General features: G+C 40.4%; 22 protein-coding genes and 4 pseudogenes. 15 read left to right on the top strand and 11 right to left on the bottom strand.

All coding sequences use genetic code 11. From position 1 onward, the window contains the following. Nucleotides 1-39 precede the first annotated feature (39 nt). Together gntR and ffh are read right to left on the bottom strand one after the other, a co-directional pair. Nucleotides 40-1,035: a gluconate operon transcriptional repressor GntR gene (gene gntR / locus QQS40_RS10960; RefSeq protein WP_289901394.1), complete on the bottom strand. Its 996-nt coding sequence runs from the start codon at nt 1,033-1,035 to the stop codon at nt 40-42. A 177-nt stretch (nt 1,036-1,212) separates the two neighbouring features. After that, the gene (ffh, locus tag QQS40_RS10955; RefSeq protein ID WP_289901393.1) at nt 1,213-2,604 is read right to left on the bottom strand and encodes a signal recognition particle protein; all 1,392 of its coding nucleotides are present in this window, start codon (nt 2,602-2,604) and stop codon (nt 1,213-1,215) included. Between the two features lie 138 nt (nt 2,605-2,742). On the opposite strand from ffh, the gene QQS40_RS10950 reads away from it, so the two are divergent. The 4 genes and pseudogenes from QQS40_RS10950 to QQS40_RS10935 all read left to right on the top strand — a co-directional run. After that, nucleotides 2,743-3,528, top strand: coding sequence for a cytochrome C assembly family protein (locus tag QQS40_RS10950; protein WP_297567519.1), 786 nt, complete (start codon nt 2,743-2,745; stop codon nt 3,526-3,528). 77 nt (nt 3,529-3,605) lie between these two features. Further along, on the top strand, nt 3,606-3,959 hold the full coding sequence (locus QQS40_RS10945) for a helix-turn-helix domain-containing protein (protein ID WP_128787039.1): 354 nt from the start codon (nt 3,606-3,608) through the stop codon (nt 3,957-3,959). Continuing rightward, nucleotides 3,947-4,141 (top strand): annotated as a pseudogene (locus tag QQS40_RS11275) (IS3 family transposase); the annotation flags it as partial. The gene QQS40_RS10945 and the pseudogene QQS40_RS11275, both read left to right, overlap by 13 nt. Nucleotides 4,142-4,243: 102 nt before the next feature. Further along, nucleotides 4,244-4,687, top strand: a pseudogene (locus QQS40_RS10935) (IS3 family transposase); the annotation flags it as partial. A gap of 61 nt (nt 4,688-4,748) precedes the next feature. On the opposite strand, the gene hisA reads toward QQS40_RS10935, so the two are convergent. The 5 genes and pseudogenes from hisA to QQS40_RS10910 form a co-directional block, all read right to left on the bottom strand. Next, entirely contained in the window at nt 4,749-5,492 is a 744-nt protein-coding gene (gene hisA / locus QQS40_RS10930; RefSeq protein ID WP_308602154.1) for a 1-(5-phosphoribosyl)-5-[(5-phosphoribosylamino)methylideneamino]imidazole-4-carboxamide isomerase, read from the bottom strand. 112 nt (nt 5,493-5,604) lie between these two features. After that, nucleotides 5,605-6,198 carry an imidazole glycerol phosphate synthase subunit HisH gene (hisH, locus tag QQS40_RS10925; RefSeq protein WP_329505289.1) on the bottom strand — a complete coding sequence of 198 codons (594 nt, stop codon included), beginning with the start codon at nt 6,196-6,198 and terminating at the stop codon, nt 5,605-5,607. Nucleotides 6,199-6,522: 324 nt separating this feature from the next. Continuing rightward, nucleotides 6,523-7,257, bottom strand: a complete 735-nt coding sequence (locus tag QQS40_RS10920) for a hypothetical protein (RefSeq protein ID WP_329505287.1) — start codon at nt 7,255-7,257, stop codon at nt 6,523-6,525. Between the two features lie 94 nt (nt 7,258-7,351). After that, nucleotides 7,352-8,440 carry a bifunctional histidinol-phosphatase/imidazoleglycerol-phosphate dehydratase HisB gene (gene hisB, locus QQS40_RS10915; RefSeq protein ID WP_329505285.1) on the bottom strand — a complete coding sequence of 363 codons (1,089 nt, stop codon included), beginning with the start codon at nt 8,438-8,440 and terminating at the stop codon, nt 7,352-7,354. Between the two features lie 18 nt (nt 8,441-8,458). Beyond that, nucleotides 8,459-8,620 (bottom strand): annotated as a pseudogene (locus QQS40_RS10910) (histidinol-phosphate transaminase); the annotation flags it as partial. 2 nt (nt 8,621-8,622) lie between these two features. On the opposite strand from QQS40_RS10910, the pseudogene QQS40_RS10905 reads away from it, so the two are divergent. The 3 genes and pseudogenes from QQS40_RS10905 to selD all read left to right on the top strand — a co-directional run. Further along, nucleotides 8,623-9,177, top strand: a pseudogene (locus QQS40_RS10905) (cytochrome C assembly family protein); the annotation flags it as partial. A gap of 78 nt (nt 9,178-9,255) precedes the next feature. Then, a complete protein-coding gene (locus QQS40_RS10900) occupies nt 9,256-10,524 on the top strand; it encodes an HlyC/CorC family transporter (protein WP_329505281.1) in 1,269 nt (422 codons plus the stop codon). Between the two features lie 61 nt (nt 10,525-10,585). Continuing rightward, nucleotides 10,586-11,623: a selenide, water dikinase SelD gene (selD, locus tag QQS40_RS10895; protein WP_329505279.1), complete on the top strand. Its 1,038-nt coding sequence runs from the start codon at nt 10,586-10,588 to the stop codon at nt 11,621-11,623. A gap of 61 nt (nt 11,624-11,684) precedes the next feature. Here the strand turns inward: selD and QQS40_RS10890 are convergent, their stop codons facing one another. The 4 genes from QQS40_RS10890 to gap all read right to left on the bottom strand — a co-directional run bounded on the left by QQS40_RS10890 (nt 11,685) and on the right by gap (nt 15,984). Further along, a complete protein-coding gene (locus QQS40_RS10890) occupies nt 11,685-12,503 on the bottom strand; it encodes an IS3 family transposase (protein WP_329506704.1) in 819 nt (272 codons plus the stop codon). Then, nucleotides 12,491-12,844, bottom strand: a complete 354-nt coding sequence (locus tag QQS40_RS10885) for a helix-turn-helix domain-containing protein (protein WP_128787400.1) — start codon at nt 12,842-12,844, stop codon at nt 12,491-12,493. The genes QQS40_RS10890 and QQS40_RS10885 overlap by 13 nt, the downstream gene beginning before the upstream one ends. Nucleotides 12,845-12,921: 77 nt before the next feature. Then, entirely contained in the window at nt 12,922-14,739 is a 1,818-nt protein-coding gene (locus QQS40_RS10880; RefSeq protein WP_329505277.1) for an AMP-dependent synthetase/ligase, read from the bottom strand. A gap of 225 nt (nt 14,740-14,964) precedes the next feature. Beyond that, complete coding sequence (gap, locus tag QQS40_RS10875; protein ID WP_329505275.1) at nt 14,965-15,984, bottom strand: type I glyceraldehyde-3-phosphate dehydrogenase; 1,020 nt, start codon at nt 15,982-15,984, stop codon at nt 14,965-14,967. A gap of 217 nt (nt 15,985-16,201) precedes the next feature. On the opposite strand from gap, the gene gmk reads away from it, so the two are divergent. From gmk to QQS40_RS10835, 8 genes are all read left to right on the top strand, one after another. Next, the gene (gmk, locus tag QQS40_RS10870) at nt 16,202-16,828 is read left to right on the top strand and encodes a guanylate kinase (protein ID WP_329506800.1); all 627 of its coding nucleotides are present in this window, start codon (nt 16,202-16,204) and stop codon (nt 16,826-16,828) included. A gap of 60 nt (nt 16,829-16,888) precedes the next feature. Beyond that, nucleotides 16,889-17,155 (top strand): DNA-directed RNA polymerase subunit omega, encoded by a 267-nt coding sequence (gene rpoZ, locus QQS40_RS10865; RefSeq protein ID WP_289901387.1) that lies wholly within the window; start codon nt 16,889-16,891, stop codon nt 17,153-17,155. 75 nt (nt 17,156-17,230) lie between these two features. After that, nucleotides 17,231-19,351: a bifunctional GTP diphosphokinase/guanosine-3',5'-bis pyrophosphate 3'-pyrophosphohydrolase gene (gene spoT / locus QQS40_RS10860; protein ID WP_329505272.1), complete on the top strand. Its 2,121-nt coding sequence runs from the start codon at nt 17,231-17,233 to the stop codon at nt 19,349-19,351. Continuing rightward, nucleotides 19,351-21,432, top strand: coding sequence for an ATP-dependent DNA helicase RecG (gene recG, locus QQS40_RS10855; RefSeq protein WP_329505270.1), 2,082 nt, complete (start codon nt 19,351-19,353; stop codon nt 21,430-21,432). The genes spoT and recG overlap by 1 nt, the downstream gene beginning before the upstream one ends. Nucleotides 21,433-21,595: 163 nt before the next feature. Beyond that, nucleotides 21,596-22,849, top strand: a complete 1,254-nt coding sequence (locus QQS40_RS10850) for a four-carbon acid sugar kinase family protein (RefSeq protein WP_329505268.1) — start codon at nt 21,596-21,598, stop codon at nt 22,847-22,849. Between the two features lie 11 nt (nt 22,850-22,860). Next, nucleotides 22,861-23,862 carry a 4-hydroxythreonine-4-phosphate dehydrogenase PdxA gene (gene pdxA / locus QQS40_RS10845; RefSeq protein WP_049363685.1) on the top strand — a complete coding sequence of 334 codons (1,002 nt, stop codon included), beginning with the start codon at nt 22,861-22,863 and terminating at the stop codon, nt 23,860-23,862. Nucleotides 23,863-23,887: 25 nt separating this feature from the next. Then, complete coding sequence (locus QQS40_RS10840) at nt 23,888-24,880, top strand: 2-keto-3-deoxygluconate permease (protein ID WP_049363682.1); 993 nt, start codon at nt 23,888-23,890, stop codon at nt 24,878-24,880. Beyond that, nucleotides 24,877-26,112, top strand: coding sequence for a four-carbon acid sugar kinase family protein (locus QQS40_RS10835; protein WP_049374644.1), 1,236 nt, complete (start codon nt 24,877-24,879; stop codon nt 26,110-26,112). Before QQS40_RS10840 ends, QQS40_RS10835 begins: the two co-directional genes overlap by 4 nt. Nucleotides 26,113-26,137: the final 25 nt, after the last annotated feature.

Here is a 26,137-nt window from a genome sequence, read left to right as displayed (position 1 = left end):
AGTGCGGTCAAAATGTTGGTATTTTTTTGATCGCACAGCTTATATGCTTTCACCTAAATGGATTTTAAACCCTAGATCAATTATTTTCTCTTTTAGTGGCTCATTATTGAGTCTTACTAACAATTCTTGTGCGGCAAGTTTGCCAATTTCTAAACGAGGAGTCATAACCGTTGCGAGCTGAGGTGTGACCGAAAAGCCTACGTCATGTCCATGAAACCCTGCAATTGCAATCTGTTGAGGCACAGCAATACCTAATCGCTGGCATTCAAATAATGCACCAATTGCTAAGTCATCATTTGTACAAAAGACACCGTTTGTTTCAGGACGTTCTTCTAAAATTTTACGTAGCTGTTTTCCACCCAATGTGAAAGAAGATGCGGCTTCAGTAATCAAGCTATAAGGTTCTAACCCATATTTTTTCATGGCTTGTTCATAACCTTGCATTTTTAATTGGGTTCGTTTATCCATTCTTGCTGTGAAATAGACGATATTTTTATAACCACGCTGAATCATGGTTTCTACCATAGCTTGTGCCGCAGCAACGTTATCAAAACCAATGACTTGTTGAATGCCAGGTTGGGAACTATCCATGATTTCAATGACTGGAATATTGGCGATTTCAATCATTTTAAGGGTACGTAAAGAGTGGTAGTTTTCAGATAAGATTAATCCATCCACATTATAGGAAAGTAAACTTTCGATACGTTCTTCTTCTTTTTTTACACTATATCCATAGTGTGCAAGCATCGTCTGATAACCTGCAATATCGGCAACTTGCTCAATGCCTTTTAATACATCTGCAAATACATGATTTGTTAAGGAGGGGAGCAGTACACCAATCGCTTTACTCTTTGCATTAGACAAAATTTCTGGCGCACGATTAGGAATATAACCAAACTGTTCAATTGCCACCGCAATACGTTTCTGAGTCTCTTTCGCAACAGAATTAGAATTACGTAAATAACGGCTTACCGTCATTTTAGTCATGCCTAGATGGTCGGCAATATCTTGTAGAGTCGGGCGTTTTTGCTTCATTGAAGTAAGTAGCGATGAATATTTTGTCGAGAAGTCAAAAAACAGTCAATTTTTTGACCGCACTGGTTCTCAAAAATAAATTCATTCTAAGTCAAAAGAACGAGTTCTGTGTCATACAGAACTCAGAATATTGTTTATTGATCCATTTGATTTTATAGGTTGATTTTTATAAACAAATTAACGTTTAAACATGCCGCCTAAACCACTGAGGCCACCTAAACCGCCTCCGCCCATTAAGCCTTGCATGCCGCGCATCATTTTCGCCATTCCGCCTTTGCGCATTTTTTTCATCATACGTTGCATTTCGTCAAATTGTTTTAGTAACTTATTCACATCTTGCACTTGTGTGCCAGAACCTAATGCAATACGACGACGGCGAGATCCTTTGATAATGTCTGGATTAGCACGTTCTTTTAAGGTCATGGAATTAATGATTGCTTCCATTTTGATGAACATTTTGTCATCTACTTGATTTTTGACATGATCCGGTAAGTTTTTTGCACCCGGTAATTTTTCAAGCATCGACATCATACCGCCCATTTTTTTCATTTCACGGAGTTGTTCACGGAAATCGTCTAGGGTGAAATCATCGCCTTTCTTGAATTTCTGTGCCATTTTTTCCGCTTTTTCGCGATCCACAGAACGTTCAAGATCTTCGATAAGGGAAAGCACATCACCCATGCCCAAAATACGCGACGCTACACGATCAGGATGGAATGGCTCGAGGGCTTCTGTTTTTTCGCCCACCCCAAGGAATTTAATTGGTTTGCCGGTGATTTGACGAATCGATAACGCCGCACCGCCACGTGCATCCCCATCCACTTTGGTTAAGATAACCCCAGTAAGTGGCAAGGCTTCATTGAAGGCTTTTGCTGTATTTGCCGCATCTTGACCGGTCATTGCATCAACGGTGAAGAGAGTTTCGATTGGATTTAATGTCGCATGAACTTGCTTAATTTCATCCATCATCTCGCTATCAACGTGTAAGCGACCAGCCGTATCCACGATTAAAACATCGTAGAATTTGAGTTTGGCGTCAGCAAGTGCTGCTTTTGCAATCTCTACCGGTTTTTGTTTAACATCAGATGGGAAAAAATCCACGCCAACAGATTGAGCTAAGGTTTCAAGCTGTTTGATTGCCGCAGGACGATATACGTCGGCAGAGACTACAAGGACTTTCTTTTTATGACGTTCGCGTAAGAATTTTGCTAATTTACCTACGCTGGTGGTTTTACCCGCACCTTGTAAGCCCGCCATTAAAATAACTGCGGGTGGTTGTGTTGCGAGGTTTAAGCTCTCATTGGCTTCACCCATGGCTTTTTCAAGTTCGCTCTGAACGATTTTTAAGAATTCTTGGCCAGGTGTTAAGCTTTTATTGACTTCTTCGCCTAACGCGCTTTCTTTTACTTTAGCGATAAATTCACGTACGACAGGTAAAGCAACGTCAGCTTCTAACAATGCCATACGCACTTCGCGTAGGGTTTCTTTAATATTATCTTCAGTTAAACGCCCTTTCCCGCTAATGTTGCGTAGCGTTTTGGAAAGTCGATCCGATAAACTCTCAAACATTTTAAATCCTGTTTTTTTTTAAAAATTGTCGTGATTATACCGAAATTTGGGCGTTTTTCATCATTTCAAATAAAATTCTAGCGATCTACAGAAAAGATCCGTTAAAATAAGAATAATTCCTAGTAAAGAGAATGCATTATGTGGTTTGCCCTTTTTTCGATTATTTTTTACATTCTTAGTCTATTGTTGATTGCCCCGTTTTTGATGAATTCATCAGAAGGAAAGTTGAGCCAGCGTAAAGTTCCATTTTTTCTAACCTCACTTTCGGCAATCGTACTGCATGTTATTACTACTTTGCCGCTATTAGAGCATTTAGTATCAGGGAAAACATTTACACTACTGGAAATAGCTTCCTTAATGAGTGTAATTATTTCGGTATTAGTAACGCTTTCAATGTTTCTTGTCTCTACCATGTGGTTTGTTTTGCCAATAGTATATTCGTTTTCAATCATTAGTTTGATTTTGGCAACATTCTTATCAAGCCATATCATTCAAATGCTGAATCAAAATACCTTGATGTTATTCCATATTGGTTTGTCGCTCTTTACCTATGCGGTGTGTTTTATTGCAACGTTGTATGTGATCCAATTGGTGTGGTTAGACCGTAATTTGAAAAAGCGTAAAATTCAATTTTCACCAGCTATTCCGCCATTGATGGCAGTAGAACGTCATTTCTTCTGTTTATTTGCGATGGGGGAAGCATTACTGACGCTCACTTTAATTTCTGGTACTTATCATGTGTTGCAAGCAGTGACCCTAGAAAATCTACACAAAGCGATTTTTTCTTTCCTTGCTTGGATTAGTTTTGGTATTGCTTGTTTTGGTCATTGGCGATTAGGTTGGCGTGGAAAAAGGATGATTATTTACGCAATTTCGGGTATCATTCTGCTCACAATTGGCTATTTTGGTAGTCGTTTGATTTAGCAAGAATCAAAGAACAGGTAAAAATCTGCACCCCAAAAGTTGGACTAAACAACCAACAATTGAGGTGCAGATTTTTTATGGGTAAACACTACACAATAGCATTTAAATTACAGGTCCTTCAACCTATTCTAAAAGGAAAAATGAGCATTCGTGAAGCCGCTCGTTTTTACAATATTCCCTCTGACACATTAGTCGGAACTTGGTTGAAACGCTTTGAAAAAAGTGGCATAAAAGGGCTTATTCCTTATAAACCATCAGGACGACCGTCAATGAAACCTAAATATGCCAGAATGCCCCCTCCACCCAAAACAGAAGAAGACCGCTTGCGCCAGAGAATTTTACAGCTTGAAGCTGAGGTCGCTTACCTAAAGGAGTTGAGAAAGCTCAGACTTCAGGAAGAAGCCAGGCAGCGGAGGTTATCCAAAAGTTAAGAGCCCATTATCCCCTAAAATATCTATTAGATATTGCAGGCTTAGCGCGCAGTACGTTTTTTGCTCGACGCCAGGTTAAGCCAGATAAGGATAAAGGACTTAAAGCCGCGATTATCCAGATTAAAGTAAAGCATCCTGATTACGGTTACCGACGGGTTCACGCCTGTTTACCGGGCGTGAATCATAAGAAAATCCAACGTTTAATGCGAGAGCTTGAACTTCAAGTGCGGGTAAGAAAAAGCAAAAAATTGACGACTTATCGAGGGACGATTGGCCATATCGCGCCCAATCATCTAGAACGCCATTTTAGTGCTACCAAGCCGAACCAAAAGTGGGTAACGGATGTGACCGAGTTTAAAGCAAAAGATGGTAGTAAAGTCTAATTATCCCCAATATTAGATTTATTTAACAATGAGATAGTCTCCTATAATCTCAGCTATTCCCCAAATTGGGCGCAAGTAGAGGACATGTTAATGCAAGCCGTCAAAGGATTAAATAAAGCTTGTGGTGTCATTTTACATTCAGACCAGGGATGGCAATATCAAATGGTAGCTTATCGTCGAATTTTAGCTGAACATGGCATCATTCAAAGTATGTCGAGAAAAGGGAATTGCTTGGACAATGCCGCAATGGAGAGTTTCTTTGGACGATTAAAAACGGAATGCTTTTATGGTTGGGAGTTTAATACACGAGAGGAGATAGTTAATGCGGTAAGGGATTATTTGGATTCATGATTACGAAACTGCACGCCTTTCACCACCTACCCGTCGCGTACGTCCAAACAAGGAATTATCCGTTTTGCCAACATTCGATTGCCTCCGCTACATTAAATTTGTCTTCTAACAACACGCGACCCACAATCACGCCCGCCACGCCTGTGCCTTTGAGAGCTTCAATATCCGCTAGCGAACCGATGCCGCCGGAAGACTGGAACTGCACATCCGGAAACTTAGCGCACACTTCACGATAAAGCTGCACGTTGGAACCCGCCAGCGTGCCGTCGCGGGAAATGTCGGTGCAAAGCACATGTTGCAAGCCAAAATTGCGGTAATTTTCCACGACGTTTTCGAGGGTCAGCGTGCTGGTTTCCTGCCAACCTTTAATCGCCACTAATTTCCGCCCGTTTTCAATGCGCACGTCTAACGCCAACACGAATTTCTCCGCGCCGTATTTATTAAACCAGCCTTGTACCATATCGGGTTGTGTCACCGCCGTAGAACCAATCACCACGCGGTTCGCGCCCACCGCCAGCAAATCAGCGACGTCCTGTTCGGTACGAATCCCTCCGCCCACCTGAATCTTGCTTTGCGTAGCGGCGATAATCTTGCCGATAAGTGCGGTCTGCCTTTTGGACGGATCTTTCGCACCGGTTAAATCCACCAAATGCAACTGCTGCGCGCCTTGTTGAATATAGCTTGCAAACTGCTCAATAGGATTATCGCTGTAAGTGGTCTGTTGCGCATAATCGCCCTGATGCAGGCGGACAACGTGCCCGTCGATAAGATCGAGGGCGGAGATGATGATGGATTGCATATATTTTCTATCCTCCTGTTGGGCTGTCTTATGTGCCTAGGGTAAACCAGTTACCCTAGGCGGAAAGAAACGGCAATCATACTATCTCAACTTTCCGACCCCGATCGCAAAATCAAATCTTCTCCACAAAATTCCTCAGCAACAACGCACCGTTTTTACCCGAGCGTTCAGGGTGAAATTGCACGCCGTAGAAATTTTTATTGGCGATGGCGGCGGAGAAGTCCGCGCCGTAACAGCTTGTCGCAATCGTGTTTTCATTGGGTTGCACGGCGTAGCTGTGTACGAAATAAAAATGGCTGTCTTGTTCTATGCCGGCAAACAGCGGATGGTCTGGCATATAACGCACCTTGTTCCAGCCCATGTGCGGCAACGGCAACCCACTGTCAGGGATAAGATTCGTCTGCCCGTTCATTAAGCCGAGCGTTGCCACATTACCTTCGGTAGAAAATTTGGTCATCAGCTGCATACCCAAGCAAATACCGAGCATCGGTTGGGTGGCGTTGCGGATGCAATCAATTCGCTTGCGCTCCTGCAAATTCCGCATCGCTGCCATCGCCGTGCCCATACCGGGCAACAACAATTTATCGGCAGCTTGGATTTTGTGAATATCTCGCGTAATTTCAGCGCGATAACCCAAGCGGTCAAAGGCGAATTTGACGGAGGAGAGGTTAGCGCAGCCGGTGTTGATGATTGTGATATTGGTCACTGTAAATCTCATTTATTTTAAATAATTATATTTATCTATTTTAAAAGCTAAATAATTTTTTATCTTATGTTCAGCCAAATTATGACATCCGTCATATTCCATTATCTTTCTTTGTATTTCATTCTTTTCTCTTCTGTAAGCCCCTTCCACCAATCAGGAGAAAAGTACGTATTTTCAAAATAAGAAAATACAAAATTCACAAGATTATCTTCAATTCTATGCTTCCGCTGAACTAATGTCTTAATAAAATCATAGAAATATTTATTCTCTTCTTTCTTAATCCAAGAAAAAATACACATACCTCTATCTTCATAATTTATAATATTAAAAAAGATGTTCCGCCTTTTCATTTTTATTAGATAAATCTTTAAGAATTTTATTATTAAAATCCCTATCTGGAACAATTGCACCACTACATAGCACTTTTGACGGATATGATAAACTTATTACGAAATATTCAAGATCGTCAAACCTATTATTTGAAATAATATTATTTAATTCATGATAAGTATTTTTAATTTCTGTTAATCCTATACCCAACAGTTCATCTCTCTTTGAGATTATATTTTTTACTATAGGTAATATTGGAGAATCAGAAAACACAGAAAAATCACACATATTATGTAATAATCCTGTATTTGATTCATTTTCTTTTGTATACAATTCCCTACATATACCTCTGTAAGATAGCATGCATAATTGTTCCTTAGTGGGAATAATGGGACTATCTTCAAAGATAGAAAATAATTTTTTATCATGCTCAGAGCAAAATCCCTTAAAAGTAGATGCTTTATTTATACCAAACTCAGAAATATCAAAATAGCCACCATTTTTTTCTAAAGCATTAAAGGTTAAATTAATCCCACATACTTTATTTTGTTTATTCATAATTGTCTTTAAAGAACCACTTTTTGATAACGTATGAGATTCTATAATTTTTTTACTGCACTCTATCCCAAATAATCCTCGAGCACTACAACATCTCCTATTAGATTTTTTACTGATATCAGATTCTATTAATCCTCGTATTTTCCCATCTATTTCAGTCTCTACTTGCATTTTTAAGTTTCCTATTTATGGTTTTAAAAGATCAATTTCTAAAAAAATTCTCAAAATTAGTAATTTCGGACGGGCACAGGGCCAGCCCTACAAATCATAGCACGCCCTTACTACTCGGCAACTCCTCCCCCTCAATCCTAATTGCTTGTCTCAATGTTCTCCCAAACACTTTAAACAAACTCTCAATTTTGTGGTGGTCGTTGTCGCCGATGGCTTTTAAGTGTAGCGTGGCGAGTAGCGAGAAGGCAAGGGATTGGAAAAAATGTTCGGTGAGTTCGGTGCTGAAATCGCCGACTTTATCGCGTTTGAATTTGGCGTTGAATTTGATCCAAGGTCTGCCCGATAAATCCAAGGCACATTCGGCGCGGCATTCATCCATCGGGAGCACAAAGCCGAAGCGCGCGATGCCGCGTTTGTCGCCGATAGCTTGTTTTAATGCAGTGCCTAGGGCGAGGGCGGTGTCTTCCACGGTGTGGTGTTCGTCAGTGTGTAAGTCGCCTTTGCAACTGACATTCATGCGGAAACCGCCGTGGGTCGCAATTTGGTCAAACATGTGGTCAAAAAAGCCCAAGCCTGTGCTGATTTGGTTCACGCCCGTTTCATCCAGCCATACTTGAACCTTGATGTCCGTTTCTTTGGTTTTGCGGGCGACTTCTGCGTAGCGAGGTGGGCGGTTGCCGATGTTGCTGACGGGGTCGCCGAGCAGTTTTTCTGCGATCAGATCCCAGTTTAATTTTTCAGGGTGATATTGCAGTGTGCGAATGCCGAGATTTTCCGCCAACTGTACCTCGGTAGCACGGTCGCCAATCACAAAAGAGCGGTCAGGATCGAACAAGTTTTTTTGGATGTATTTTTTCAGCAACTTGGTTTTCGGCTTGCGGCAGGCGCAGTTATCTTCCGGTTTGTGCGGGCAAATCAGTACGTCGTCAAATTCAATGCCTTGCGATTTAAACAGCGCCATCATGGCGTTATGCGGCTTGTCGAAATCTTCTTGCGGAAAAGAATCCGTGCCTAGCCCGTCTTGATTGGACACCATCACAAAACGGTATTTTTCTTTCAATTTCAGCATCGCCGGAATGACGTTCGGCTCGAATTTAAGTTTTTCAAGGCTATCAATTTGAAAATCAGTTTTTGGCTCATCAATCAAGGTACCATCGCGGTCAATGAAAAGAATAGGTTGCATGGGCTGTTCTCCTGTGTATTAGTTAATTTGTTTGATGGCTTCAACCACACGTTCACATTCTTCTTTTGTGCCAACGGTGATACGAATGCAGTCTTGTAAATTTAACGTTTTATTTTGGTCGCGCAGAATAATTCCTAAATCCCATAAGGCTTTAAACACTTTTTCGCCATCTTGGCATTTAAATTGCTGCCTTAGCGACGCTTTCAATGTTTCTCGTTTCCACAATGTGGTTTGTTTTACTGATCGTGTATGCGTTTTCAATCATTAGCTTGATCTTTACGACGTTCTTATCAAGTCACATTATTCAAATGTTGAATCAGAACACATTGATGTTGTTCCATATTGGCTTGTCGCTGTTTACCTATGCAGTTTGTTTTATTGCAACGCTTTATGTGATCCAGTTGGTGTGGTTAGACCGTAATTTGAAAAAGCGTAAAATCCAATTTTCACCAGCAATTCCACCATTGATGGCAGTAGAACGTCATTTCTTCTGTTTATTTGCGATGGGGGAAGCATTACTGACGCTCACTTTAATTTCGGGTACTTATCATGTGTTACAAGCGGTGACCCTAGAAAATCTGCACAAAGCAATTTTCTCTTTCCTTGCTTGGATTAGTTTTGGTATAGCTTGTTTTGGTCATTGGCGACTAGGCTGGCGTGGAAAAAGGATGATTATTTACGCAATTTCGGGTATCATTCTGCTCACGATTGGCTATTTTGGTAGCCGTTTGATTTAGTAAAAATCAAAAACAAGTAAAAAGTGCGGTAAAAAATAACCGCACTTTTTGTTGATTAACAAACAAAAGGATTTTCCCTTGGATAGTATTCCCCTTAGTACTTTATTTATTACACTGATTATTTGTTTAATTTTATCTGCCTATTTTTCAGGATCGGAAACTGGTCTACTGTCTCTTAATAAATATCGTCTTCGCTTTCTTGCTGAACAAGGCAATAAAGGTGCAAAAAAAGCAGAAAAACTGCTTGAAAAGCCTGATACCTTGTTAAGTTTCATTCTGATCTTTAATAACCTTGTGAATATCAGTGCGTCAGCTATTGCAACCATGATTGGTATGCGTTTATATGGTGATGCGGGGGTAGCAATCGCAACAGGTTTATTAACTTTTGTGATGCTTGTTTTTTCTGAAATATTTCCTAAAACGGTTGCGGCAATGCACCCAGAGAAAGTGGGATTATTTTCAAGTCACATTTTGTCGTTATTGTTAAAAGTATTCTATCCATTAGTATGGTTGATGAATATTTTTACCAAAACTTTAATGCGAATGGTTGGATTAAAACTCGATTTGCAAAAACAGGTGATTAGTCGTGAGGAACTGAGAAGTATCGTTTCTGAAGCAGGTGAAGCCACGCCAGATGAACAGCATCCACAAATGCTACTTTCTATTTTAGATATGGAAACGGTTACCGTTGATGATATTATGGTGCCACGTAATGAAATTGGCGGAATCGATATTGACGATGATTGGAAAGCCATTATGCGTCAACTCAACCATGCACCCCATAACCGAATTGTCTTATACAAAGGCAGTCTTGATGACCAAGTACTAGGGATTTTACGAGTACGTGAAGCCTTCCGGCTATTATTAGAAAAGAATGAATTTACAAAAGAAACGTTATTACGTGCAGTGGATGAAGTATATTTCATTCCAGAGGGAACACCACTTAAAATGCAATTAGCTAACTTTCGTACGAAAAAAGAACGTATTGGACTAGTGGTGGATGAATATGGTGATATTAAGGGGTTGGTCACACTTGAAGATATTTTGGAAGAAATTGTGGGTGATTTCACCACTTCTATGGCACCATCTATTGAGCAAGAAGTGGTGCATCAATCTGATGGTTCAATGATTATTGAAGGTTCGGCGAATCTTCGTGATTTAAATAAAATGTTTGGTTGGGAATTGGATACGGAAGATGCTCGAACCTTTAATGGTTTGATTCTTGAGCATCTTGAAGATATTCCTGATGAAGGAACAGTTTGTGAAATTGATGGCTTGAAAATTACGATTTTGGAAGTCAGCGATAATATGATTAAACAAGCGAAAGTGGAGAAGTTGGCATCATAAATGCCAGATTTCTGACCGCACTTTTAGCTTAAAAGGTATGTGATTTTAGCAAGGGTTTAGCATGACGGATGAGATTCGTTTAACACAATACAGCCACGGCGCAGGTTGAGGCTGTAAAATTTCGCCTAAGGTGTTAGGGACAATTTTACAGACAGAAATCGAAAAATTTACCGACCCTAATTTATTGGTTGGGAACGAAACAGCGGATGACGCAGCAGTTTATGATCTTGGTAATGGTACTGCAATTATTAGTACTACGGATTTCTTCATGCCGATTGTGGACGATCCTTTTGATTTTGGCCGTATTGCGGCGACCAATGCCATTAGCGATGTTTTCGCAATGGGTGGTAAACCGATTATGGCGATTGCTATTTTAGGTTTTCCGATTAATAAATTACCGGCAGAAGTGGCGCAGAAAATAGTTGATGGAGGACGTTTTGCTTGTCATCAAGCGGGGATTTCCCTTGCTGGAGGGCACTCGATTGATGCGCCAGAACCCATTTTTGGTTTAGCCGTAACAGGTGTTATTGCAACCGAACGTGTAAAACGTAATGCCTCAGCAGAAGCAAATTGTAAGCTTTATTTAACCAAACCATTAGGTATCGGCGTGCTGACTACTGCTGAGAAAAAAGGCAAGTTAAAACCAGAACACCAAGGCTTAGCAACGGCAGCCATGTGTCAAATGAACCTGATTGGTAGCCAATTTGCGGAAGTTGCTGGTGTAACCGCCATGACGGATGTCACTGGCTTTGGTTTATTAGGACACTTGGCTGAAATCTGTGAAGGCTCAAATCTTAATGCGGTTGTGCATTTTGATAAAATCAAATTATTAGATGGCGTAGCGGATTATATTGCTGAAGGTTGTGTACCAGGTGGAACCAATCGTAACTTTGAAAGCTATGGCCATAAAATCGGTCCTCTTACGGATTATCAAAAGGCGGTACTTTGCGATCCTCAAACTTCAGGTGGCTTATTGATTGCGGTTAAACCTGAAAGTGAAGCGGAAATCTTAGAGATTGCGAAAAAAGCCGGTATCGAGCTTAGTGAGGTCGGTGTATTGAAACCTCACCAAGAAGGTGTGCTGGTCGAAGTCGAATAAATCATTTTTGTTAAACTAAAAAGTGCGGTGAAAAATGATCTGACCCCAAAAAGTTAGACTGTTATTTAAAGGATTGTTTTCGATATTGTACCGGACTCAGTCCTTTTAATTTTAGTTGAATCCGTCGATGATTATAGTAATCCAAATAATCCCTGACGGCATCAACTATCTCTTCTTTTGTTTTAAATTCCCGACCATAAAAACATTCTGTTTTTAATCGTCCAAAGAAACTTTCCATTGCGGCGTTATCTAAGCAATTCCCTTTTCTCGACATACTTTGAATGATGCCATGTTCAGCTAAAATTCGACGATAAGCTACCATTTGATATTGCCATCCCTGGTCTGAATGTAAAATGACACCACAAGCTTTATTTAATCCTTTGACGGCTTGCATTAACATGTCTTCTACTTGCGCCCAGTTTGGGGAATAGCTGAGGTTATAGGAGACTATCTCATTGTTAAATAAGTCTAAAATCGGGGATAAATAGACTTTACTCCCATCTTTTGCCTTAAACTCGGTGATATCGGTCACCCATTTTTGTTTCGGGGCCGTTGCACTAAAATCGCGTTCAAGATGATTCGGTGCTATCACCCCTATCGTGCCTCGATAGGTGGTAAATTTCTTGCTTTTTCTTGACCGCACTTGAAGTCCAAGTGTCTGCATTAAACGTTGAACTTTTTTATGATTCACGCCTGGCAAGCTGGCATGAACACGTCGGTAGCCATAATCAGGATGATTGGCTTTGATGCGTTTAATGGCCTTTTTCAGCTCCTCATCCTTATCCGGTTTAATCTGAAGTTTCGCAAAAAACGTACTACGCGCTAACTGTGCAAAGCCTAAAAGCCATTTTAACGGATAGCGTGTTCTTAACCTTTGGATAATTTCCGTTGCTCGGCTTCGTCCTGAAGTCTGAGCCTTCTCAACTCCTTTAGGTAGGCTACCTCCGCTTCAAGCTGTAAAATTCTCAGGCGTAAACGGTCTTCTTCAGTTTTGGGTGGCGGTGGCATTCTGGCATATTTAGGTTTCATAGGCGGTCGTCCTGATGGTTTACGGGGAATAAGTCCCTTTATGCCACTTTTTTCAAACCGTTTCAACCATGTCCCGACTAGGGCGTTGGAAGGAATATTGTAAAAACGAGCTGCTTCTCTAATACTCATTTTTCCATTCAAAATAGGTTGAAGAATTTGTAATTTAAATTCGATTGTGTAGTGTTTACCCATAAAAAATCTGCACCTCAATTGTTGGTTTGTTGAGTCCAACTTTTGGGGTGCAGATCAAAAATTCACCGCACTTTTTTTTATTCTTTATTTTCCTTGTTCTCTTTATTGCTGGAATACATCGAGTCAATGATGTGATGATAGCGTTCCATAATCACTTTTCGGCGTAATTTGAGCGTAGGGGTGATTTCACCAAGTTTGACGCTAAATGCTTGAGAGAGTAGCGTAAATTTCTTCACTTGCTCGAAGTGAGCGAGTTCCTTTTGAAGGCTCTCAATACGCTGTTCAAACATCTTGATAATTTCAGAGTGTTTGAGTAATTCCATGCGATCTTGATACTTAATATTCAGTTTTTTCGCATATTCTTCTACGCTATCAAAACAAGGTACGATTAAGGCAGAAACATACTTTTTGGCATCAGCAATAATCGCGATTTGCTCGATAAATTTATCTTTACCGATTTTACCTTCGATATATTGTGGTGCAATGTATTTACCGTTAGAGGTTTTCATCAATTCTTTAATGCGGTCGGTAATAAATAAATTACCTTCAGCATCAAATTCACCCGCATCTCCCGTTTTCAAGAACCCATCTTCAGTGAAGGCTTGAGCCGTTTCTTCAGGTTTTTTATAGTAGCCTTTCATTACCATGCCACCACGCACCAGAATCTCGTTATTTTCACCAATTTTAACTTCTGCATTTGGCATCAATTTACCGATAGAATTCGGATTAAAATGATGGTCACCCCAACAAGAAACGGTTGCCGTGGTTTCTGTCATGCCGTAACCGAGTTTGATATTAATCCCAATGCTATGGAAGAAAAGCCCAATGCTTGGTTCTAATTTTGCGCCACCGCAAGGCATCATTTTAATTCGTCCGCCTAACAATGAACGCAGTTTAGAAAGTACCAGCTTATCGGCCAATGCATAGCGTTTTTGCAAGAAGAACGGGACTTTTTTATTTTGAGAGAGAAGATCAAAACGTTTTTGTCCCACTGTAATCGCCCAGTGGAAAATCATCTGACGAATAAAAGGCGCTTTTTGAACTTTATCAAGCACAGCAGAATAAATTTTTTCATAGAAACGCGGTACTGCACACATAAAGGTTGGACGTACTTCCGTTAATGCTTCACGTACTTGATTGGTGTCTTCGAGATAGCAAAGAATTGCTCCGCGATGTAATACATAGGCAATCCAAGCACGCTCAAAAATGTGGCTAAACGGTAAAAAAGAAAGTGAAACCTCATCTTGATTAACATCTAATGCCATATCATGGGCTTCAAGTTGATGCGCCAAGTTACTGTAATCAAGCATGACGCCTTTTGGTTCACCTGTTGTGCCTGAGGTGTAGATGATCGTGAATAAATCATCCATCGTTTTATTTGCTAAGCGAGTTTCAAATTCAGCCTGAAATTCGGCTTTGCCTAATTTAATTAAATCGTCCCAATGGCAAGAAAGAGTATTTTCACTCAATTGAATTTGTTCTTTCATGGCCACAATTTTTTGTAATTGTGGACATTGATGCGCAATTTCTAACGCTTGATCATATTGTTCTTGATCACCGACAAACAGAATTTTGACATCGGCATGATTTAAAATAAATTCAGCTTGTTGTGCGGTATTGGTTGCATAAATTGGAACAGTTATAGCGCGGACTTGAAGTGCCGCAATATCTGCGATTGTCCAACGTGACATATTCTGTGCAAAAATCGCAATTTTATCTTGTGCTTGAATGTTACAAGCAAGAAAAGCTAATGACAGCTGATCAAGCTGTTGTTGAAATGCGTTCCACGAAATATCTTTCCATAAGCCATTAATTTTATGGCGAAGTGCGGTTGCATTTTGACGAGTTTTTGCCTGTTGGCGAATTCGATTGACGAAATGACGTTCTAAATTCATATAAGCCTTATTTGAGCGAACAAGTGTACGCTAATATAAACGAAATAAATTTAAAATCTAGTGAAATGTTGTTATTTTGTGAATATAGAATAAATAATAGACATATTTATTTTCTATTTTTATCTCTGGATGAGAAATAAAGAATTTAAAAATATTGATCAAGTGAAATGAATTGGAAATAAAAAACCGCTCTAAAAAGAGCGGTTAATTTTTTAGCGATTTTGATTAGCCTTTGTAGTTGTAAACGTGTGCAACTAAGTCTAATACTTTGTTTGAGTAACCAGTTTCGTTATCATACCAAGATACTAATTTAACGAAAGAATCAGTTAATGCGATACCCGCATCAGCATCAAATACAGAAGTTAAAGCACAACCGTTGAAGTCAGTAGAAACTACTGCATCTTCAGTGTAACCTAAAACGCCTTTTAATTCGCCGTTGAAAGTTTTACCTTCAGCTGCATCTTTGATTGCCTGTTTGATTTGTTCGTAAGTTGCTGGTTTTTCTAAGTTTACAGTTAAGTCAACTACAGAAACGTTTGGAGTCGGAACACGGAACGCCATACCAGTTAATTTACCGTTTAATGCTGGTAATACTTTACCCACAGCTTTAGCTGCACCGGTAGATGAAGGGATGATGTTTTGTGCTGCACCACGACCACCGCGCCAGTCTTTAGCTGATGGACCATCAACCGTTTTTTGAGTTGCTGTGGTTGCGTGAACAGTGGTCATTAAACCATCTTTGATACCGAAAGTTTCGTGAACAACACGTGCTAAAGGTGCTAAACAGTTTGTAGTACAAGAAGCATTAGACACGATATCTTGACCTGCGTATGCACCGAAGTTTACACCACGTACGAACATTGGTGTGCTATCTTTAGAAGGACCTGTTAATACGACTTTTTTCGCACCAGCAGTGATGTGTTTACGTGCTGTTTCATCAGTTAAGAATAAACCTGTTGCTTCAACTGCAACATCAACGCCGATGGCTCCCCAGTTAAGGTTCGCAGGATCACGTTCAGAAGTAACACGGATAGTTTTACCGTTTACGACTAAGTTACCGTCTTTAACTTCAACAGTACCCTCAAAACGACCGTGAGTTGAATCGTATTTCAACATGTAAGCCATGTATTCAACGTCGATTAAGTCGTTGATACCTACAACTTCGATGTCATCGCGATGTTGTGCTGCACGGAATACGATACGACCGATACGGCCGAAACCGTTGATACCAATTTTAATAGCCATAAGATTTTCACCTTCTATTTTTAAGTTAAACAAAATCGTTGCTCTAACGAGTTCCCGTCGATTATAGCATGGGCATTTTGATAAAAAAAAGGGTATATACCACTTTTTTGTGATCTCGATCACTTTTTAATGATTTGTAAAAACAAATGAAAATTTGACCGCACTTTTCATTTTCTTTTTGTATAATAAAAACAAACAACAACAAGAGGTTTCAATTATGTCTCAAGGTAATTTATATATTCTTTCTGCACCGAGTGGAGCGGGTAAGTCATCATTAATTTCCGCGTTATTAGAAAAAAATCAAGGCACAAAAAAAATGGTGTCTATTTCACACACAACGCGTTCTCCTCGACTAGGCGAAAGTCATGGTGTGCATTATTATTTTGTTTCAGTAGAAGAATTTGAAACCTTAATTGAAAAAGGCCACTTCTTAGAATATGCAAAAGTGTTTGGCGGTAATTATTACGGCACTTCATTGCCAGCAATTGAAGAAAACTTAGCAAAAGGCATTGATGTGTTTTTAGATATTGACTGGCGAGGTGCGCAGCAAATTCGTCAAAAAGTACCTTCTGTAAAAAGCATTTTTATTTTGCCACCGTCATTGCCAGAATTAGAGCGCCGCTTGGTTGGACGCGGACAGGATAGCAAAGAGGTCATTGCTGAGCGAATGTCAAAAGCAATTAGCGAGATTTCGCATTATGATGAATATGATTATGTTATTGTGAACGATAATTTTGAACAGGCATTGGCAGATTTACAAAGTATTTTGCAGGCGGAACGCTTGACCAAAGCTTATCAACAAACAGAAAATGCAGACTTAATTCATCAGCTACTAGCAAAATAAGCTTGAATTGAGTACAATATTTTCCCTTTATAGACATTATTTTTAACATCGGAGTAAAACATGGCTCGAGTGACTGTGCAAGATGCAGTAGAAAAAATTGGTAACCGTTTTGATTTAATTTTAACCGCCGCTCGTCGTGCGAGACAATTAGAGTTACATCAAAGTGAGCCGTTAGTGCCGGAAGATAACGATAAACCAACAGTAATCGCATTACGTGAAATCGAAAAAGGGTTAATCAACCAAGAAATCATGGATGCAAAAGAGTATTTAGATGCGGCAGTTTCTCAACGTAATGAAGAAGTGGCTGTAGCGTTAATCGCAGAATAATCTCATTAAAGAGCGGTCAAAATTAAAGCTATTTTGATCGCCTAGTCTTTCTCTCTACAAAAAGTCAGGTGTCCTTTGGAATTGTTTGCAGATTTAGATCGAATTATTCAGGGGTATTTGCCCGCCGATAAAATTGAATTAATCAAACGTGCATTCGTCATTGCGCGAGATGCTCACGAAGGACAATTTCGCTCAAGCGGCGAACCTTACATTACTCACCCTGTTGCAGTAGCTTCAATTATTGCGGAAATGCATTTAGACCATGAAGCAATCATGGCCGCGTTATTGCACGATGTTATCGAAGATACCCCTTATACCGAATCCCAATTAAAAGATGAATTTGGTGCTAGCGTAGCCGAAATTGTTGACGGCGTATCGAAACTAGATAAATTGAAATTCCGTACCCGCCAAGAAGCACAGGTTGAAAACTTCCGCAAAATGATTTTAGCGATGACTCGAGATATTCGCGTCGTCTTAATCAAACTGGCTGACCGTACCCATAATATGCGAACGTTGGGTTCATTGCGTCCGGATAAACGCCGTCGTATCGCAAAAGAAACTCTAGAGATTTACTGCCCATTAGCCCACCGTTTAGGCATTGAGCATATCAAGAATGAATTAGAAGATTTATCTTTTGAAGCAATGCATCCTCGTCGTTATGAAGTACTGAAAAAGCTCGTCGAACAAGCGCGTGGCTCTCGTCAAGAATTGATTCAACGCATTTCTAATGATATTTCACAACGTCTTGATAATGTAGGCATTACAAATCGTATTTGGGGACGTGAAAAACATCTCTATAAAATTTACCAAAAAATGCGCATGAAAGATCAGAAATTCCATTCCATTATGGATATTTATGCTTTCCGCGTTATTGTGAATTCGGTTGATGATTGCTATCGCGGGTTGGGGCAAATGCATAGTTTGTATAAGCCTCGTCCTGGTAAAGTGAAAGATTATATTGCCGTGCCACGTGCAAATGGCTACCAAGCTTTACAGACCTCAATGATTGGCCCTCATGGTGTCCCAGTAGAAGTTCATCTTCAAACTGAAGAGATGGAACAGGTTGCTGAAATGGGAGTTACCGCTCATTGGGTGTATAAAGAAGGTGGTAAAAACGATAGCACCACCGCTCAAGTACGTGCACAACGTTGGTTACAAAGCCTGGTAGATATTCAACAAAACGTGGGTAACTCCTTTGAGTTTATTGAGAACGTAAAATCTGAATTTTTCCCGAAAGAAATCTATGTCTTTACGCCGAAAGGTCGTATCGTTGAATTACCAATGGGCGCAACAGCTGTCGATTTTGCTTATGCCGTGCATTCTGATGTGGGAAATCATTGTGTTGCGGCAGTAGTAGAGCATAAACCTTATCCGTTATCACAAGCTTTAGAATCTGGTCAAACTGTTGAGATTGTGACCAGTGAAAATACTCATCCAAGCGTTAGCTGGTTAAACTTTGTAGTGACGGCTCGCGCAAGAACCCGTATTCGTCATTTCTTAAAATTATTGCGTGCAGATGATGCGGTTCAGACGGGTAAAAAACAGCTAGAAATGGCCTTAAAACCTCATTATCTCTCTGAGGTTTCTGAAGAGAAAATCCAAGCGTTACTAAATGAATTGAATCTCTCAAGCCTCAATGAGCTTTTTGAGGAAATTGGCATAGGTAACCAAATGTCGAGTGTCATTGCGCATCAATTAATGGATGAAGCCATTGAAATTGATGTGGATGGAGTTTCTGAAAATACGCAAAGTACACTAACACTGAGCCGAGATGGCGAAATGAAAGCGTCTTTTGCTCAATGTTGTCATCCAATTCCGGGTGATCCGATCGTGGCATTAAGTACTGCGAAGAAAGGCGTGGTTGTACATCATCAAGCTTGTTCTAATTTAACGTCAGGTAATGCCAAAGATTTCACCGCGGCAAAATGGGAAGAGGCTGAAAGTGCGGTCAATTTTGATGCCGAATTACACATTGAAATGCTTAATGAACAAAATGTATTAGGTAGCCTCATGACAGCGGTCGCGACTTGTGAAAGTAATATTCAAAGTATTTGGACTGAAGAATTAGAGAATAATCTGCTATTAGTCATTATCCAAGTTGGCGCGAGAGATATCTATCATTTAGAAAACATTATGCGAAAAATCAAACAAATTACCAGTGTGATTCGTTTAAAGCGCAATATTAATGAAGCATAATGAGCACGCAACTTCTCGATGCCGTTCCTTTAACGACTTTATCTGGTGTAGGTGCGGCAATCTCCGATAAATTAAGCCGTATTGGAATTCATAATCTCCAAGACTTGCTTTTTCATTTACCCATCCGTTATGAAGATCGCACGAGAATAACACCCATTGCTGATCTTCGTCCTGAACAATATGCCACCATTGAAGGGGTTGTCCAAACCTGTGAAGTTGCCTTTGGGCGTCGTCCTATTTTAACCGTCAGTCTTTCTGATGGAACGAGCAAGATTATGCTCCGTTTTTTCAATTTTAATTCGGGGATGAAAAACAGTTTTCAGATTGGTACGCGCGTCAAAGCGTTTGGTGAAATTAAACGCGGGCGTTTTATGGCAGAAATTCATCATCCTGAATATCAAATCATACGGGATAATACGCCATTGGTTTTAGAGGAAACGCTCACGCCTATTTATTCCACAACGGAAGGTTTAAAACAAAATTCATTACGTAAGCTAACCGATCAAGCATTGGCTTTACTCGATAAAATCCAATTAACGGAAATTTTACCTAATGAATTTAATCCACATCCTTTTAGCCTAAAAGAGGCTATTCGATTTTTGCATCGTCCGCCGCCAGATATCTCATTAGATATTTTGGAGAAAGGACAACATCCCGCACAGCAACGACTTATCTTTGAAGAGCTTCTTGCACATAATCTTGCGATGCAAAAAGTGCGGTTGGGTACGCAGCAGTTTTTAGCGTTGCCATTGCATTATCAAACCGATTTGAAGCAACGTTTTCTTGCATCTTTGCCTTTTCAACCAACGAATGCCCAAAATAGAGTTGTGGCAGATATTGAACAGGATTTAGCGAAAGATTATCCAATGATGCGCCTTGTTCAAGGGGATGTAGGTTCGGGGAAAACATTAGTGGCCGCCTTAGCTGCCTTATTAGCGATTGATAATGGCAAACAAGTGGCTTTAATGGCACCAACGGAAATTTTAGCTGAACAGCATGCCAATAATTTCCGTCGTTGGTTAGAGCCTTTTAGTATTGAAGTAGGCTGGTTAGCGGGTAAGGTGAAAGGGAAAGCTCGCCAAACCGAATTGGAAAAAATTAAGTCCGGTGCGGTACAAATGGTGGTGGGCACGCATGCTTTATTCCAAGAAGAAGTAGAATTTGCCGATTTAGCCTTGGTGATTATTGATGAACAACATCGTTTTGGTGTGCATCAACGTTTAATGTTGCGAGAAAAAGGCGAAAAAGCAGGATTTTATCCACATCAACTGATTATGACAGCAACACCAATCCCAAGAACATTAGCGATGACGGTTTATGCTGATCTTGATACGTCGATTATTGATGAATTGCCACCAGGTCGAACGCCGATTACGACGGTTGTTATTTCAGAAGAGCGTCGTGATGAAATCGTTGCTCGAGTCAAAAATGCCTGTATTAATGAAAAGCGTCAGGCTTATTGGGTTTGTACTTTAATTGATGAGTCTGAAGTATTAGAAGCGCAAGCAGCCGAGGCAATTTGGGAAGATTTAACGAAAGCCTTGCCGATGCTTAAAATTGGCCTTGTACATGGGAGAATGAAACCGCAAGAAAAACAAGATATTATGGCTGCCTTTAAAAATGCAGAACTCGATTTGCTTGTGGCTACAACCGTGATCGAAGTGGGCGTGGATGTGCCGAATGCCAGTCTAATGATCATTGAAAATGCAGAGCGTTTGGGCTTATCACAACTCCATCAGTTACGTGGACGAGTAGGGCGTGGCAGTACGGCGTCTTTTTGTGTCTTAATGTATAAACCGCCGTTGGGTAAAGTGTCGCAAAAACGTTTACAGGTATTGCGTGATAGCCAAGATGGCTTTGTGATTTCGGAAAAAGATTTAGAAATTCGCGGTCCAGGTGAGGTGTTAGGCACCAAACAGACAGGAATTGCCGAATTTAAAGTGGCGAATTTAATGCGTGATCGTAAAATGATCCCGCTGATCCAACATTATGCCAAACGATTAATGCGGCAGTCTCCCGAACTCGCCGAAAGTCTGATAAAACGCTGGCTCGGTCAGCGGGAAATTTATACTAACGCTTAAAGTCATTAAAGTGCGGTCGGTTCTGACCGTATTTTTTCATCTTTATTTGATTAAAATTAATCATAAAGAATATAAATAATCAAATTTGTGATATTGTTCACAGTTTTTTGATTTTAATTTTTATATACTTCTTGCCAACAAAAATAATGGCGGGAAGAAACGAGTGTTGGTTATCGCAGATGATTTCACCAGTGCAAACGACACGGGCGTATTATTTATCAAAAATAATGCGGTGGTGGATATTGTGTTAGACTGGCGCAAACCGATTGCCGTTCAATCCGATGTCATCGTAGTGAACACGGATAGTCGGGCCGTTGCGATAGCTGAGGCCGCTTTGCGTATTAGAACCGTTTTATCTTTATATCATATTGAAAATAAACGTATTTATAAAAGGTTGATTCCACGTTGCGAGGAAGTATCTATCGGCACCGAATTAGAATCCTTATTGGTGAATACGGAAAATCGGATTATCTTTTTTTGTGCGGCGTTGCCGTCTGCCGGTCGTACCGTGCGTGACGGAATTTGCTATGTAAATGATGTTCCTTTGCTGCAAACCGAATTTGCGACGGATCCTAAAACGCCGATTTGCTCTTCCAATGTGCGTGAAATTATTAAACCGGTTATTGAAATCCATTCGGCGAAGCTACATAGTCATTCCATCTTGAGCGAAATCAATCATATTTCCAACCAGCATCATAAATGTATTTTTGCTTTTGATGCCCGAACCGAGCGAGATTTAGCCGTTATCGCACAATTAGGCGTAAGCGATTCCTTGAATACGTCGATTTTGGTCGGTTCTTCCGGCTTAGCCGCTTATTTGCCTAAACAATATTACTTACAAGATTCACAAATCGAATCGGAGCGCGCATTACCGATTTTATTTGTCGTCGGTTCAATAAGTGAAAAAAACAACGAACAGGTACAGCGGTTGGTTTGTCGTCGTGAAGTCGTGTCGGTAAATATCAAGGTTGAACGGCTTTTTACTGAGGATTTTGTAAAACAGCGGGAAATTCGGTCGATTTTGACCGCACTTCAAGCCGGTCGAGACGTAGTGCTGAAAACCGAGAGCGACATAACGGCACGAAAAAAAATCGATGCGTTATGCGAACGCTACGGATTAAGCCGTGCCGCACTGGGAGAAAAAGTTTGCGCGAATTTATCCGCCGCGGTGGCGAAAATTTTACAAGGCGTCGAGTTACGTATTGCGACCTTGTTTTTAACCGGTGGTGATATTGCTATCGGTGTGGCAAACGTATTGAATGCGGTGCGTTATCGGGTTGTTGATGAAATCGAGCAAGGCGTCCCCGTGGGATATTTTGCCGACAGTCGGTTATCTCATATTCCGGTCATCACCAAAGCCGGAGCTTTCGGCAGTCCGAATGTATTAGAAAAAATTATTGATTTTGTTAGAAATTAAATGGAGGAAAAATGAATCCGATTTTAGGTATCACAATGGGTGACGGTGCGGGTATCGGACCGGAAGTCATTATTAAAGCATTGGCGGACAAACGTATTTATGAATTGGCCCGTCCCGTGGTGATTGGCGATTATAAAATTATGCAGCGTGCATTGGGCATTGTGAAATCCGATTTGCAGTTGCGAGTAATTAACGATGTGACGGAAGCCGAAAGCGAATACGGCGTAATTGATGTGGTGGATTTAAACAATTTACCAGTAGATTTGCCGTTCTCACAGGTCAGCCCTGTAGCGGGCAAAGCTGCCTATGAATATATCGAACGTGCGGTGCAATACGTGCAGGCGGGCAAAATTCACGCCATAGTCACCGCGCCGCTGAATAAAGAAGCGCTGCATGCGGGCGGCAAAATGTTTCCGGGTCATACGGAAATTCTGGCCGCGCTGAGCAACACCAAAGATTATTCCATGATGTTGGTGAGCGAAAAATTACGGGTCATTCACGTGACCACCCATGTGCAGCTGCGCAAAGCCTGCGATTTAGTGCAAAAAGAACGGGTCTTGAAAGTCATCGAACTTGCCGACGAAAACGCCAGAATGCTGGGTTTCAACGCACCGCGGGTGGCGGTTGCCGGGCTCAATCCCCATTGCGGCGAAAACGGCATGTTCGGCGACGAAGACGATAAGGAAATCGTACCGGCCGTTACGGCGGCGCAGCGCCAAGGCATTAACGCCATCGGCCCGATCCCGCCGGATACCGTGTTTCACCGGGCGGTGAATTTAAACGAATTCGATATTGTGGTGGTGATGTATCACGATCAGGGTCATATCCCGATTAAACTGCTCGGTTTCGATTCCGGCGTGAACGTAACCGTAGGGCTACCGTTTATCCGCACCTCCGTGGATCACGGCACTGCATTCCCGATTGCCGGCAGCGGCACGGCGGACAGTAAAAGCATGACCGAAGCGCTGTATCTTGCGGCGAAGATGGCAAATATAAAATATTCCAATCTGTAAATTGAGTATTAAATAGGAGTAGATTATGTCTAATTATGAAGAAAAATCTGTTATTCCATTATATGACGGAATGAATAAAATCCCTGGTGGACCAATGGTAATCCCTTTGATTTTAGGATCTATCATTGGCACATTCTTCCCTGATTTTTTAAATTTAGGTTCTTTTACTACCGCACTTTTTAAATCTTCAGCTGGCCCTTTAATTGCGTTATTAATTTTTTCAACTGGTATGCAAATTACAGTGCGGAATTCAGGTCCTGTTCTTGCACATACAGGTGTGGTTCTTTTGTGTAAAACATTAATCCCCGCAGCGTTAGTTACATTGCTTGGTTTTTTTATTGGTAATGATGGCTTTTGGGGGATTTCATTATTAGCAATGCTTACGGTTGTAGCTAATTCAAATGGAGGAATTTGGTTAGCGTTTACTGGCAAATATGGCGATTACCGAGACAGGGGGGCCTATATTGCTTCAGCAGTAAATGACGGTCCGTTTTTTGTTTTACTGTTTTTAGGTGCCTCAGGATTGGCAGATATTCCTATTTCATTAATGGTTGCGGCGGTAGTTCCTTTGTTGGTAGGGATGGTGATTGGTAATTTAGATCCTAAATGGACTAATTTAATGAAACCAACAGGTGCGATTGTAATACCGTTCTTCGCTTTTGCTCTAGGAACAGGAATTAATTTACATTCCATTGTCACTGGAGGTTTTACTGGCATTATTTTAGGAATATTAGCTTCTTTATTTACAGGTTTTCTCGTTTTTATCGGTTATAAATCAATTTTAAAACGAGGCAATCAATCAGGTATAGGTTTTGCCGCAGGCTCTACGGCAGGTAATGCAATCATTACTCCGGAAATTGTCGCTCAAGCAGATGCCAGTTTCACTCCTTATGTACAAACGGCAACGGCACAAATTGCAGCGTCAGTATTAGTTTCCGCAATATTAGCACCACTGGTAGCAGCATGGGTTCTTAAACGTCAAGGCGGATTGGACACACAACAAGGAGACAGCCAATGAAAACAGAAAAATTACTAGTCATTGCAGATGATCTGACCGGTGCAAATGATACGGGTATTATGTTTGCAGAATCAGGATTATCTACGATTTTAAAGACTAACTTAACCAACTTGCTTACTACGTATTTAGATAATGCAGATGTATTTACGGTATCAACTGATTCCCGCGCATTAGGAAAGCGGGCTGTGGAAATAACAAAACAAACAGTGGCGGCAGCTATAGATAATAAAGTTGAGCAAATTTATTTGAAAATAGATTCGACAATGCGAGGCTCAGTTCAATATCAAATTGAAGGGGCTCTAGCTGCTTGGTCTAAAAAATATCCTGAAGCTAAAGCGGTTATATGCTGTGCTTATCCAGATATGGGAAGAACAATTGAGAACGGGTATTTATATGTTAACGGCGTGCCAGTACATGAGTCGGCATCAGGAAAGGATCCTATTTGTCCGGTTTTGTCATCAGATATGAAGGAACTTTTGCCTGATTCATATATATTAACTTATATAAATGAAGATGATTTATATAAAAAAATCTTATCAACCAAACAAAATCAGATTGTGTTAAATGCTGAGACGGATCATGATCTAGAGGTTATAGCAAAAGTTATTCATCGTATTGGTAATAGAATTATTCCTGTAGGCTCTGCTGGTTTAGCAAAAAAATTAAAAAATAATGGTTCGAAATTACAATATCAATCTGAGCCTATTAATTTAGGAAGAACATTAATTTTGGTTACATCCATTCATGAAACTAGCCAAACTCAAGTGGATGAATATATTTCGTCAGTTGGTGGAAATTCAATAGTTTTTAATCCAGCTCCATCTCAGCTAATCAATTATGATGTTTCGAACACGTCCTTAAAACAACAGCTTTACGCGTTGATTAGTAATTGTAAAAATAATGTAATTATTAGGGCTAATCCCGCGAAAATAAATATGGACATCAGTATTCACGAAATAGCAAAATTGATATCCAAGTATTTAGCTGAATTAGCAAAATATTGTTTGGAGCATAAGTCGTTTGATTCCCTTATTTTATTTGGCGGTGATGGTGCAGCAGCCTTATTAGATGAAATAGGTGTAACAGAATTACAGCTACTTCGTTCTATTTTACCAGGTGTACCGCTTTGCATCATTAAGGCTGGAAAATTTCAAGGGTTAAAAGTAATGACGAAATCTGGAGGATTTGGCGATAAAAAATTACTGATAAATATGATGAAAAATAACCTTTAATACATAATGAAGTCATTTTAATGTA

Origin of the sequence: Haemophilus parainfluenzae (assembly GCF_036288925.1) — a bacterium.
Lineage (GTDB): Bacteria > Pseudomonadota > Gammaproteobacteria > Enterobacterales > Pasteurellaceae > Haemophilus_D.
The sequence above is the reverse complement of the archived record's forward strand: the minus strand, read 5'-3'. Positions and strand labels throughout refer to the sequence as shown.